The 13,751-nt window shown below is 43.0% G+C and carries 8 protein-coding genes and 3 pseudogenes; 5 read left to right on the forward strand and 6 right to left on the reverse strand.

Going from position 1 to position 13,751, the window contains the following annotated elements; genetic code table 11:
- Positions 1–455: 455 nt before the first annotated feature.
- The 5 genes and pseudogenes from L6494_RS29570 to L6494_RS29590 form a co-directional block, all read right to left on the reverse strand.
- Positions 456–782, reverse strand: a complete 327-nt coding sequence (locus L6494_RS29570) for a hypothetical protein (protein WP_237997390.1) — start codon at positions 780–782, stop codon at positions 456–458.
- Positions 783–891: 109 nt separating this feature from the next.
- Complete coding sequence (locus L6494_RS29575; protein WP_237997391.1) at positions 892–1,149, reverse strand: HU family DNA-binding protein; 258 nt, start codon at positions 1,147–1,149, stop codon at positions 892–894.
- Between the two features lie 1,410 nt (positions 1,150–2,559).
- On the reverse strand, positions 2,560–2,814 hold the full coding sequence (locus L6494_RS29580; protein WP_237997392.1) for a hypothetical protein: 255 nt from the start codon (positions 2,812–2,814) through the stop codon (positions 2,560–2,562).
- Between the two features lie 298 nt (positions 2,815–3,112).
- A pseudogene (locus tag L6494_RS29585) lies at positions 3,113–4,006 on the reverse strand (tyrosine-type recombinase/integrase).
- Between the two features lie 106 nt (positions 4,007–4,112).
- Entirely contained in the window at positions 4,113–7,067 is a 2,955-nt protein-coding gene (locus L6494_RS29590) for a Tn3 family transposase (protein ID WP_237996429.1), read from the reverse strand.
- Positions 7,068–7,205: 138 nt separating this feature from the next.
- Between L6494_RS29590 and L6494_RS29595 the strand changes: the two are divergent.
- From L6494_RS29595 to L6494_RS29605, 3 genes and pseudogenes are all read left to right on the forward strand, one after another.
- A pseudogene (locus tag L6494_RS29595) lies at positions 7,206–7,808 on the forward strand (recombinase family protein); the annotation flags it as partial.
- A 54-nt stretch (positions 7,809–7,862) separates the two neighbouring features.
- Positions 7,863–8,426 carry a plasmid pRiA4b ORF-3 family protein gene (locus L6494_RS29600; RefSeq protein ID WP_237996935.1) on the forward strand — a complete coding sequence of 188 codons (564 nt, stop codon included), beginning with the start codon at positions 7,863–7,865 and terminating at the stop codon, positions 8,424–8,426.
- Positions 8,427–8,549: 123 nt separating this feature from the next.
- Positions 8,550–9,131 (forward strand): annotated as a pseudogene (locus tag L6494_RS29605) (Tn3 family transposase); the annotation flags it as partial.
- 27 nt (positions 9,132–9,158) lie between these two features.
- Here L6494_RS29605 and L6494_RS29610 read toward each other — a convergent pair.
- Positions 9,159–9,755: a hypothetical protein gene (locus L6494_RS29610; RefSeq protein ID WP_237997393.1), complete on the reverse strand. Its 597-nt coding sequence runs from the start codon at positions 9,753–9,755 to the stop codon at positions 9,159–9,161.
- A 248-nt stretch (positions 9,756–10,003) separates the two neighbouring features.
- Between L6494_RS29610 and L6494_RS29615 the strand changes: the two genes are divergently transcribed.
- Together L6494_RS29615 and L6494_RS29620 are read left to right on the forward strand one after the other, a co-directional pair.
- The gene (locus L6494_RS29615; protein ID WP_237997394.1) at positions 10,004–10,225 is read left to right on the forward strand and encodes a ribbon-helix-helix domain-containing protein; all 222 of its coding nucleotides are present in this window, start codon (positions 10,004–10,006) and stop codon (positions 10,223–10,225) included.
- 454 nt (positions 10,226–10,679) lie between these two features.
- Complete coding sequence (locus L6494_RS29620) at positions 10,680–13,649, forward strand: plasmid replication protein, CyRepA1 family (protein ID WP_237997395.1); 2,970 nt, start codon at positions 10,680–10,682, stop codon at positions 13,647–13,649.
- Positions 13,650–13,751 lie beyond the last annotated feature (102 nt).

The raw sequence follows: 13,751 nt of genomic DNA on the forward strand, positions 1-13,751 counted from the left end.
GAAAAAGCTTAATTTTATTGCCACTTAAAGGAAAAGATGGCCGGAATTAAAGGATAAAGTAGCTGCCCTAAAAACTTGCAATGCTTATTTTTGCCTCGCCCTACTTTCGCCATATTTTACAAGCGATAACTTCGTTAAGCTGAGTCGCAAAGCGACACGCTGCGCGAACGCTAACACATTCAATCTTTTCAACTACGCTTCTGCCATAGGTTCTGTTCTGCGGCCATTTTATCCTTTAAAAACGGTCACTTTATCCTTTAAGTGACCGTTAGCTTATTGTTAAGGTTCATAATTCATGCACCATTCCACCTTTGGGCTATTTCGTGGAATCTAGGACGAAAATTATTGCTTCTACGTTGTTAGAAAAAAGTGGAATTGGCAATTAAAAGTGCTTCTACCTCTACACACATTTCATTGCAGAGGTAGAAATTTGTTGTTAAATGCTGTCTACAAATCTACGAAGCTGCGGCAGCTTCAGCTACGGCCACCTCTGCATCTGGTTTAGGCTCTTTCACCTTTTTTTCAAAGATTTGAAGCCCAGCATCAACTACCTCAAACCCATTTTCTGTTCGTTGACCAAGCTTACCAGATATAGCACCCGCCCAGTCAGCAAATTCAGACGTGTTAGTTTCTGCCTTGCGCCAACTTTTCGCGTTGATCAGAGCAGTAAATACTACACCGTTCTGGTCAGTCAGCGAGACTTCAACTTTTTTGTTCTCTGCTGGTTTAGCTTCAGGCAGTGAGCCACTAAATTTAATTGTAACTTCGCTCTTTACTTGCATAGCTTGCCCCCTGGCTGATCAAAGACTCAAATTTTTCGCTCTTGATTTTATCAGGCTTGAAGTTGACCACAACTTGACTGCACGGCAGAAATATCATCTTCAAATCATGTTAGGACTTGGATTTATGAGTTGACGACCAACCAAACGCTTGACGTAACCGTTGTGAGGGATTGAACTTAAACACCCAACATTCTCGCCCTGTTCTGACATAAAAAGTACCAAAGTTTCGTAGAGAAACACTGTCCCCCTGCTTGAGTGATTCATATATTTCTTCTATAGTGGCATCAAGAATTTCTTCAACTGTGCCACTACCTTTGGTTAAGCGTTTAGAAACGCGTCGTACCAGTTCCTTTTTATCGATAGACATCTTGAAGAGTTACCTAAAAATTTTAGATATGTTTATTGCGAAATCATCCCAATAGAAACTGAGCAACGAGTTTTCAAGACTTTTAGCACAGACATCATCATAAAAATGGCTAATCCCTTGCAGAAAAAGCGTTACTCACCCGACTCATCCCAATGCTTACCAATCTCTCCCAACTCATCCCAAATATTCCTCATCAAATTTCAATAGTCCCCACTATTTCCCCCAATTTGAAATTTTCAGCAGTTTCTATTGACTATATTCTCATTAACTCAATTTAACCCAATCTAACCCAATTAATCCCAGTAATTCCCCACTGCACCCCAACATTCCCCATTTTCACCAATTTCTCGACTCATAGAAAACGGCTGAAATCCACAAAAAATTGACGCACAATACGCCATCTTTGGCGGAAAGTTTTTTTCAATTCGGCAGCCAAATCACCAAAAAATCGCGTTCACAGCACCTTTGTTTACTACCACTACACTACATAAGCACTACAAAAACCACTAACTGTTGACTGTTCACTGATTTAAATGTTGTTCCTCAGTAATATAAAGTGTTTGAATTAACTATTGAACCACTGAAATAAGATTAGGGGTATTTGAGGGGTGATTACGGGGTGATTACGGGGTGATTGCGGGGTATTTGAGGAGAAAAATTTATCACCCCTTTGAAAAAACCAAAACATATTACAGGGATGATTACGGGGTGATTGCGGGGTGTTCCAGGGGTGATTGCGGAAATCTCTCCCGCTTCAACAAATGGTTTTTAATAATTGGCATCACCGTGCCAAAACGGGAAAATTGTACGCTAAGGCTAAAAGCCTTCCTCCATAAGCATCTTAGCCACCCATTTTTCAATAACACCCGTAAGTGAGATTGAGCTTCCTGTAGGTGTAATTTGGCGTAAATACAGCGAAGCTTTCAGCAGAGGCAAGATAGGCTGAAAGTACTGCTATGAATAACTTTCAGCCTATAAGATTCTCAAAAATACTAATACTTATATTTTTAGACATATTTACCCTGCCTTAATGGTTTTCTTGAAGGTCATCTTCTCTAACTTCGACTATTAAATGAAGCATAATTCCCTTTTCAACTCACAAAGTCAACTAAAAAGTTTTCGCTTTCTGAATCCCTTTAACTGCGTTGCCGAAAAGAATTGTGTCGCCGACTTCATCCACAATTTCAATGTATCCATTTGGGTGAAAGTGTGGAGAAACATAAAACTTTACAATACCAAATTGCTGGAAAGGTTTACACTGTTCATCGTTTTTCTAAACATTCAATCGAGTAATCAAGGCAACTTATATGCTCTCCAAAAGTATCTAAATAGCATTTTATTTGCGCTAATGCTGCATCAATATCAATTTTCTCTGCTTCGTTTAGGTGCATAGTCAAAATTCCTGTTTTGTTAGTTGGCTGCAAGCACAAATTCGTTGATCCGCTTTTTAGCTGCTTCTAGGCATTCACTCTCAAGCTCAAAACTTTCCCAACTCTTCGCAATAGGTTGCTCTACCCCAGCAGCATAAATATCATAAAGCCAGCTAAAGCACTCTTGATCCCAAAAAATCTTGATATTGTAACCCTTGTATTCTTCCATTAGCTGTAATTCCTTTTTCGTAACTTGGCTAGTTTTGAGATTTAACAAACTCTTTGCAACACTCATAGCTATCTGAAATCAAAATAACGCTGTCATGACTGGTAACACTTCTTTTTATCTTGTATAAAAAGCATCTCAATTGATGGCAATATGTTTCAACTACGTAATATTCCATAATTCCCTTATCGTCACTTGATGGATAATCTTGTTTTATTGTTTTTCAGTGCGATGGCTGATGCTTTGTCTGAGTGGTTGATTATCCTTATTTTGTTGGTGCAGAGTAGTATGTATTCTTTGCACCAAGGATGGTATGTTTTAGCAAAAGTATTTTTTTATTATCACACTTAGTGAGTTATATCTAAAATTATTCAGAAAAAGTAGGTAGGTTCTTTAACGCCAATTGTGCCACAACTTCTGCACGTTGTGACGTTACTTTTTGATACCGTAATGTTGTCTGAATGCTTTCATGCCCCATGAGCGCCCTGAGTTCTTCAATCCCCATTAATCCCACTCGCTCTGTAGCAAAAGTGTGCCGTAGGTCGTGAATACGAATGAATTGGAGTTCAGGACTATCTCTGATGAGCTTAATCTAGGATTTATGCGCCATGCGGTAAGAAAGGCGGGATACTTCCAAAGTCTTTGGCTGTTGAGCAGTAAACAGTGCTGGATACTTAGGATGTCTATAATATTCAATGTACTGATTTAGACTTTGAGAAGCTACTTCACTGTAAAAACACCACCGTTGCTTGTTGCCTTTCCCAACAACCTGAAATTTCCGGGCTTTGAGGTCTATGTCATCTAAATTTAGAGCTAGTACCTCAGCAATCCTAGCGCCACTGGTATGCAACAAACGCACTAATGCAGACAAACGAACATCTTGTTTGATGACACGATACAGGATACTTAATTGGTATGGAGTAAGGTAACGCACAGCCTCATCTGTAGCGTGTTCTCCTTGTTCTCGACTGGGTTTACGTCTTGTGAGTCCCGCAACAGGATTGGATTTGAGATATCCCATATCAACAGCAAAACTGAACAAAGCCGTGATTACGGCTTGATGACGGTGGTGGGTCGTATAGGAAACATCAGTTAAATGATTGAGATATTCCATCAAAACTTGTCTGTCGATGATTTCTATTGACCATCGACCGTACTCCTTGAGCAAGGGGATAATCGTAGACTGATATGAACGCAGAGTACTTTTGGCTAGTCCTGGACGTTCTAGAAACTTGGTGGCTATAGCTGCTAAAGTCATCATTACTTTAGAGGAGCTTTTTATAATTTGGGGTAAAAGTAGCGAAGAGAGAATTTGCCGCCACGCGACGGCTGAAAATCTTACCCAGATTAGGTTTCAGAAAAAAAAATCAAGGAGACGCAGCATCAATTTGTAATCGCTCGTTCATATCCAGTCGAAAAGTGCCGTAAGGGTTAACATGTACCCAAATCAACGGTGATAACGCCCGGAAATCTTCTTGTCTCATCTGCTTCATCCAAGTGGCTTCTGCTAAAACCCTTTGAATCATCAGCGTATTGATGTAAACAAGGCTGATTTGCAGCAAATGGAGGCACAAAACCGATAATTCTTGTTCATCTAGGCGGTTAGTAGCAATTTCACTGTTTTTGCCGTAAAAAATAAAACCATTAGCACTATTCCAGTTTTCCACCACATTCAGCCCTTCATTAATCTCACGTCGTAAAGCCTCAGAGTTGAGGTAGTGACACAGAAATATAGTTTTCACTGCTCTACCTAGCTCAGAAAGTGCCTTTTGTGTTGGATGTTGAGGAGAAGAACGGCTAAAACGTTTCAAAATCGTGTCTGCTTCCGCCGTTCCTAAACGTAAAGCAGTAGTATATTTAATCATCTGGTCATACTGCTGGCGAATCAGTTCCCAATCAATCGCTTTAGTCAGTACAAGTTGTAAATTAGGAAAATCTTGTTTTTGTCCAGCACTTGGTAGATATAACTTTTGGGAGCCGATGCGCTTGATCCGAGGCATCAACTCAAAGCCCAGTAAACGGCAAAAGCCAAAGGCAATTTCATTTTGACCGTGGGTGTCTACATAGTTTTTCTTTACTTTCATATCAGTGCAATGCCGTAGAAGACCCTCAATCATTGCTGCCACTTCCGAAGAAGAACAAGTCTTAAGCTGAGAGTAGATGCAGGCAGATTTTTTCTCAACGTGCCAATAGATCATCACTCCCCGACCTCCGTAGCGGATATGCCATTCTGTCATCAAATTTTGATCCCACGAGCCAAACTTTTTGGAATCACTAGCACACGCTGTCGTACCTTCTCCCCAAATTGCTACCTTACGAACATTGAAAGTAGCATTTACAACTTCTGCGATAGCATTACGCAAGTGTTCTCGGTGAATGTAGTGCTTTTTGACATAACGCAGATCATACTCTAAGTCACTGTTAATTCCTCCGCACATACGCTTGAGTCCAGTATTACTACCCAATCCATACAAACACAACAACAATCGTCGTTGTAGGGTTTCTCGGTCTAGGTTAGAACGCACACCCGTATTCTTGAAATGATTAGTAAAACCAATCCGCAGGTCGGCTTCTTTCAACATATCCAGCAAACTGGTCAGGGGCCAGCGTCTTTCTATCTCACGTTTAAGTTGCAAGATATTGAGTGGTTCTGGCTGTGCTTCTAGAGGAGAGACGCTAATCCAGCCATTTTTCTTCTTTTGAATCTTGACTTTAGTATTGCTGGGCATTCCTTTATCCAGCATTGTTAAAGCCTGAGTCATTTCCTGCTGGAGTTGGCTGATAAAAGTGAGAGCATCTAATGGTTGCCCTAAAGCCAAGTAGTAGGTTTCTCGATGTACTTCAAAGTCTTGGGGCAAGTCTTCTTCTGGGTTACAGTAGCGTTTAGCCCCAACTACCCAAATTTCCTTGGAGCGCAGCTTATCTCGCAGTGCCTGTAGCACGCATATTTCATAATTGACCCGATTTACCCGTTCCTGCCCATCCTTGTCCTGTTCCAAAATCAGGTGGCGTTGCTCCTTGGAGAGAACACCATTGATGAACAATTCCTCACCGATTGCATAGTATCGCTGATTGCTGGATTGGTATCTTTTAAGCAATGACAAAGCAGAAATTACTGGGCGGTGCATATCATTATTAGAGCGAAACTCTAGTGTGGATAGCAGTTGAGGAACCATGCGCCGATAGTGATGCAGATATGATGAACGCATCACTGTGTAAACCTTTTCCTCATATGTAGGACTGTTAGATTTATATTCTTTGACTACCGCTTGCAGTGTTTTCGGGCTAACTACTGGGTAAACAACATCCTTAACAGGTTCTTCTGGACGTTCGAGTGAAGCTTGAGCAATTTCAAATAACAAGCGTGGCTTACCATCCACCTGTTTAAATTCCTCAATAAGTTGTTTATCCACCCGCCGTTCGGCATTAACATAAATGCGGTGGATAATTTGAATGAGCAACTCCACCAAACTGTCGGTAATCTCTTGGTTGCGTTGCCAGCAGAAGGCTGCCACTAATGTGTAGCGAATTTTCGCAGGATGACGACGCAGTTCGCGGGGTGTTTCTGCGCTAGCCCGCCGACGGTAGTGAGTAATAATTTTGGGGGGAACATTAGCAAACAGTTTGGTCGGTAGTCCCAAATCCCGGATACATTCAAGTTTGGAGACTTCTTTGAAGATACTCTTGAGACTGGTACGACCGGGGTCTGTTTTGAGGAAATTGAAGACCGACTGTTTAAATTGGCTCTGGTCATCATCTAGAGCATCTTGAGTATTGAGAAGGGCATCCATTTTGGTCAGCGTTTCTGATTCAATTTGGTTGAAGATGCCAGCACAGAATTCTTTTTCAGTAGTGACGACCGCAGACCGAATCAGCCGTTCTACCGCTTCGGGTATTGGTGGTTCTAACTTTAACTCCCGTAAACGTTGATACACTGCTGCTTCTAATGAGGAGGCTTGACGGTCGTATGCCAAGACAAATTCGCACAACCAAGCAATCAGTTCTGTTTTGTCTTGTGGGTTGAATTCTCGAAAACCAAAGAATTCACGGATTTCAGCGCGATGACGTTCAATAGTGCGTCCATGAAACGAGTATTCACCATATTGTTTTGGCGATACGGAGAGAAGTCTCGCAATGTAAGAAACAATCTGTTTGGGAACTTCCTGTTTGGTGCGGGGGAATTTTGCTTCCATCTGGAAGAATTTCAGTAGCACAGCAAAGCCCAAGCGATTTTCCTCACTTTTATTTGACAGCAGTGCCATTTCTGTTGGCAGGAGCGTAAAATTTTCTACCAGTTCTTCTGCATCCCATTGACGTTTCACTCCTTACCGTTCCTCACCCTAGTCATAGGATACAAAAGTTTATCTAATTATCGTATCAGCTAAAGTATAAGTTATTTGATACACTAAAATTGAACAGTGCAGTACGGGTTTGAGACCGACAAAATCCAGAGGGTTTAATTGGTACAAAGAGTTGCCATTTATTGCCGAGTTTCTACAACTGATCAGTCCTGTCAGCGACAAGAACGGGACTTAGTAGAGTATGCGGCCTTGAGTGGCTATCAAGTGGTTGGAGTTTGGAAGGAAACAATTTCTGGGACTAAAAATAGCCGTACCGAGCGATCTGTTGTGATGGCGTTAGCTCAAAGTCATAAAATTGATGCCATTCTGGTAACGGAGATGACCCGTTGGGGACGCAGCACCATTGACCTGATTGAGACGTTGCAGTCACTCCATAGTTGGGGTGTTTCCTTAATTGCTCAAACTGGATTGCAATTTGATTTGAATACACCACAAGGCAGGCTAATTGCTCATTTAATGGCATCCTTGGCTGAATTTGAACGGGATTTGGTGCGAGAAAGAGTGCGTTCGGGGGTGGCGGCGGCTAAAGCACGAGGTCAAAAATTTGGCAGGCAACCGGGACAACGGGTGAAAGCAGACAAGTTAGCCCCCAAAGTTTTGCAGATGGTGCAAACTGGTTACTCCTACCGCAAAATTGCTGCTTCGCTACATCTATCGAAAACAACGGTCTTAGATATTGTCAAACGACATCGACTTTCGTCAAATGCAGCTAAGGACAATCAGACAAATTTGATATCTAATCTTGAGCAAGCAACTATGGCTTCAAAAAAATCTGCAAGTAATCAAACCGTTTACCAACTCAAAATCACCCTCAAGAACATTCGACCCCCTATTTGGAGAAGGATACAGGTATTAAGTTCGACGACGCTTGAACAGCTACATCTGATTGTGCAAGAGGTAATGGGCTGGGATAACTATCATATGCACCAATTTTCCATTGCTGGCATTGATTATGGTCAAACTCAAAGAGAGTTTAATGTGCGTTCAGAAAAGACTGTAAAGCTAAGTCAGGTGGTTAAGAGTGAGAAGTTCAAATTTTCTTACACTTACGATTTTGGAGATAGCTGGGAACACGAAATTTTGGTAGAAAAAGAACTACCATCAACTCCTAATACAAACTACCCCATATGTATCACTGGGAAGCGTGCTTGTCCTCCTGAAGATTGTGGTGGTTCTTGGGGCTATGCAGAGTTACTGGAAATTATTACTTCACCGTCACATCCAGAATACGAAGAGAGGATGGAGTGGGTAGGTGAAAGCTTTAATCCAGATACCTTCGACATCAATGAAGTTAATCAAAGGTTACAAGAATTCAAATAATTTACTGGTATCTCCAATAACATAACAGTTTTGGTAGGTAAATTAGCTTTTTTTTCTGAAATGCTTTCTAGATATGCTTTTCAGCCATTGCGTGGCGGCAAATTCTCTCTTCGCTACTTTTACCCCTTGTTAGGCGACAAGATTAATGTGAAATTGATTCAAGAGTCTTGGGATGAGATTCTACGTCTTGCTAGCTCAATTCGGACGGGGACGGTGACAGCTTCTTTGATGTTGAGGAAATTAGCTTCTTATCCTCGCCAGAATCGTTTAGCTTTAGCTTTGCGGGAGTTGGGAAAGATTGAGCGGACTTTGTTTACTTTGGAATGGTTGCAGAGTCCAGAATTGCGGCGACGGGCGACGGCGGGCCTAAATAAAGGTGAGGCGAAACATACCCTGAAAAGAGCGGTGTTTTTTAATCGGCTGGGGGAAGTACGCGATCGCTCTTACGAAGATCAGTTTTATCGGGCCAGTGGTTTGAATTTGGTTATTGCTGCTATTGTTCTTTGGAATACGGTGTACTTAGAAAAAGCCGTGGATTATTTGAAACAACAGGGATTGGATATCAGTGAAGAATATTTGCAACATTTGTCGCCATTGGGGTGGGAGCATATCAATCTCACTGGCGATTATGTGTGGAATTTGAAGCAGGCGACTAGTTTTGACAAGTTGCGCCCTTTACGGGTTAAGGAAAATAAGTATCGCTGAAATGCTTATGCAATATAGGTTTCACCCTTAGCGTACAATTTTCCCGTTTTGGCACGGTGATGCCGTGTCTAGTTGGTGAACATTGGCGGCGATGGCTGCGTGTCCTTCGTCGTAAACTTTTAAAACGTGGATGTTGACTGTTGTTGGTATGGGCTTGCCACCAAATTTGACGATGTGTTTACCTGCAATCGCACCAATTAACTGCTCTTCTAAATCTCCTCGCTCATGCAAGGAGGCACAGATAATTAAGTTAATTACTGGCTTATAGGGATAGTAAGAAAGTGCTGCTAATAGGTGTTTGAGGGATTGGGTGACTTTGGCGGTGGCATCGTCGGTGACTCGCAGGTGGTTTTTGGGGTTTGCGTCGTATGCGGCATAGCCTGACAACCACTGTTTGTAGTCGAGTTTGGTGATGGCATCTCCTTCTAGGTACTCTACATAACCCTCTGTTGGTAGCTCGGTTGGACGGTAGTAGCAATTCTCTAAATAACTGGGAAATCTGATTTTTTGGTCTGACGTAAAGAATTTCACGCCGGAATTACCGAGGTCATAACCAGCAATGAGGGTGAGTGTACCCTTTTGCCCAATGGTGGCATTAAAGGGCATGACTGCCAATTCTGTCATAGGGTTTTATCCTCAAAATATTCAATTGACAAGCTTCTGAAATAGGCTTGCTGCCTTGGTTTTGATTACCTCTGCATTAACGTGGTAGCCAATAGAATTTCTGCGGCATTTTCACCAGCTAACACAGATTTATTATTGGTTTGGCATTTCTGCCTTATACCTGATATATTATCTTTGTCACGACATTGTGTCAACACAATATTAAAATTACTAGACAATTAGATGTCATGGAGGCAAATTAGGAGAGAATGAGTTATTTAGATTGGATGGTTGATCGGCGAAGAAGCGAAGATTATCGGCAACTAAGTGGCCACATACCTACAGCAATGTACAAAAAGTTCAAAGCTCTTTGTGCAGAGAGGGATGTGACTCAAAGTGAAGCTTTAGAAGAGGCACTCAGACTATGGTTTGAGCATGGCGAGGAGACAAACGATAGCCCTCCGGCTAGTTCCAAACAAAATAATCAGTAAAAAATATGGAGAAATGTAAAGTAAAAAATCAAACTAATACCAAGTTACAGAAGACAAAAACTTCTGTAAAATCGAGCTATTGCTTAAATGAAACGTTTAACGGAGGTACAGATAGAACAACGCCAAACATAAAAAAGACAAAGCGTACTAAACCGTAAACGCTTTGCCCGACTGAAAAATTAAATATTTGAATATCTAAGAGCGGGGTTTATCTCTCAAAAACCAAAGAAGTGGCTTGTTAGTTGGAAGCTACACCACTGAATTGGCAACAGAGATTGTTCCGCGCTGCTTACTCATATTATATGAGTTGCTGTGAAAATTTCTATATTTTCACTGGGAAATTTTGGGATTAAAATTTAACAATTTTTTTGGACAATCAAAAAAAAATTGTTAAAACCAGCAAAACAGTAAATCTCATAGATATCAGGTGTAGCAGTGCGATAACCCCCTCCAAATGCTGAAAAACCAGTTATTTGAGGGTACATCTGTGATAAATAGCAACTACGCACTTCAACCACATGAAGTTATGGGGGGGTTCGAGACAACATCCCGCCCATCTTATATAGAAGCAACCCACTGGCATGAATGGTTAGCCAGTGCCGTTGACCCAGAAATTATTACCTTAAACGTTGTTTCCGTATCAGGCACAGTCGCCTACGATTACCTGTTCTATGGTCAGAACGTCCCCCGCCGTAACGATGGACGACTCAGAGACGGCGTACTGAAGAAGTATCACCACATCGAAGGACTTTCCTGGTGGTGCAACGGCGTTGACCCACTCCACGATTACAGCCCGATGCAATGGGGCTGCATGAAACCCGACCGCCCCAGGCGCGACCCGAACAAAGTTGATAAAGTCATCAAATATGAACATCCGTTGCGAGTGCCAACACGGGCATTTTTCTTGGCCGTACCGGATGACATCTGGGAGAGTGTGGCCGCACGGTATGACAAACCCATTAGCGATGAGGATAGAGCATTAGGCTTCTGGTATTGGGTTTGGCAGTACAACATCCCTGTGGTGATTTGTGAGGGGGCGAAAAAAGCCGGGGCATTGCTGACTTTGGGTTATGCGGCGATTGCGCTACCTGGGGTAAACGGTGGCTACCGTAATCCTAAAGATGAATTGGGGCATCCCACAGGGGAAAAACATCTAATCCCAGACCTGCAACACTTCGCCACCCTGGGACGTAAATTCACCATCTGCTTTGACCACGACACCAAACCCGAAACCATCCAACGGGTGAATATTGCGATCGCCCAAACCACAAAGCTGTTAACCAAGTATGGCTGTCAAGTTCTAGTTACAGATTGGAGTTACCCAGAAAAAGGCATTGATGACCTGATTGTTGCCAGAGGGTCAGCTGTCGCTGTTGATGTCATCTCACAAGCACTAACTTTAGAACAATGGCAGGTTAAAGGCTACAGCCGACTGTCTTATGAAGCAGCACTCATCCTGAATCAGCGTTACCTGGGTGAATTGCCCATCCCCAAAGCCGCCAAGCTGATTTTGCTCAAATCCCCCAAAGGCACAGGTAAAACTGAATCCTTTGCTGCCATCGTTGCTGAGGCAATCGCCAACGGTCAACCGGTGCTGTTGTTATCCCACAGGGTACAGTTAGCCCAAGCGATCGCCGACAGGTTAGGCATCCCCTACATCACCGAAGTCAGAAACAGCGAAACGGGGATTTTATTCGGCTTTGCGTTATGTGTAGATAGTTTACACCCCAATGGACAAGCCAGATTTAACGCTACCAATTGGAAAGAACCCTTAGTCATCATTGACGAATCCGAGCAGGTAATCTGGCATTTGCTCTCTGCCAACACAGAAGTGAAAAAACATCGGGTAGAAGTTCTTAACCAATTGTCACAATTATTTAAAAATGCCCTTGCTCCAGGACGTGGTAGAGTCATCGTGGCTGATGCTGATTTATCGGATTTATCAGCAGAAACAGTCATGGGTCTAGCAGAAACCAAAGTTACCCCTTGGGTGGTGGTCAACACCTGGAAGGGTCAACCCTGGAACATTTACCACTACAAACAAACCACCCCGGTGAACTGGCTAGCTGCCCTGGAAGCCGACATCAAAGCAGGGGGTAAGCCGTTTATTGCCGTTGACTGCCAAAAAGCTAAATCCAAATGGGGAACGAAAGTTTTAGAGGCTAGGTTAAAGAAACAATTCCCCAACCTCAAAATACTTCGCATTGACTCTGAAAGCATTGCCGACCCAGAACACGCCGCTTATGGCTGTATTGAGCGACTCAATAAGGTGCTGTGGGACTACGATATTGTACTGGCTTCCCCATCCATCGGCACAGGGGTCAGCATTGACATTAGAGGGCATTTTACGAGCGTTTGGGGGTGCTTCCAGGGGGTTGCCCCAGAAAATGCCACTCGTCAAGCTCTAGCCCGTGTACGTGAGGATGTACCGCGCCATCTGTGGGTTGCCCGTCATGGACTTGGGAAGATTGGCAACGGAGCTATGAACCTGAAATCACTCCTAGCCAGTGAGCATCAATGTTTTAAGGCTAATTTGAGATTGCTGCAAGATATGTCCTTAGTGATTAGCAGTGACGAAATTAACATTAACCGTACTGCCCTCAACGTCTGGGCAAAGATGGCCTGCCGCATCAATGCCGGCATGATTAATTTCCGTCAAACAGTGTTAGAGGAATTAGACAACGAAGGCCACAACATTATCGATGTCCATGACAACAAAACACTAGGCACATTAAAAAACGAAATCACCGCCCAGACCCATGAAACTTATGATGCTGAATGTCAGGAGATTTCGGCGGCTGACACTAGCCACATGACACCAGCTAAATATGAGGCACTACAGCAGCAACGGACTAAGACCCAAACAGAACGTTACATTGAGCGTAAATACAAGCTACAGCAGCGTTATGGTGTGGAAGTTACAAGAGAACTGGTGAAAAAGGACGACGCTGGCTATTACCCACAACTGAGGCTGTGTTACTTTCTCACAATAGGCAGAGAGTTTGTAGAGTCGCGCGATCGCAAGCTGGGCGAAAAAATGCTCGCCTCTAAGAGCGCATGGCTACCAGATTTTAACGGTGGTCAACTGGGTTTAGTGATTCATGCTTTAGAAATGCTCAATCTCCCCAACTTTATCGCCAATGACCGGGAGCTAAGGGGGACTGATGACGATTTGGTGCAGATGGCTAATAATGCCCTATCTGTGAAGTGGCAAATCAAAACAGTTCTGGGGATTACCCTCAATGATCTTGACAGCCCCATCGTCATCTTACGGCGACTGCTGAAGAAGATAGGGCTGAAACTGAAGTATCTCCGTAGAGATGGAACTGGCGATCGCCAACGAATTTACCGTGTGGTTGGCGGTGACGATGGGCGTGATGAAATCTTCCAAAACTGGCTGTCCAGGGATGCCGCCCCGGCTTAACCACAATTCCCAACTTTAAACCTAACTAAATAAATAGCCGTGCCAGTTGTAGCCCATAGACTACAGCTAGTTTCCTCATGCCTTGGTTACGTCTAGAACAGG

The organism is Nostoc sp. UHCC 0870, assembly GCF_022063185.1.
Taxonomy (GTDB): Bacteria; Cyanobacteriota; Cyanobacteriia; order Cyanobacteriales; family Nostocaceae; genus Trichormus.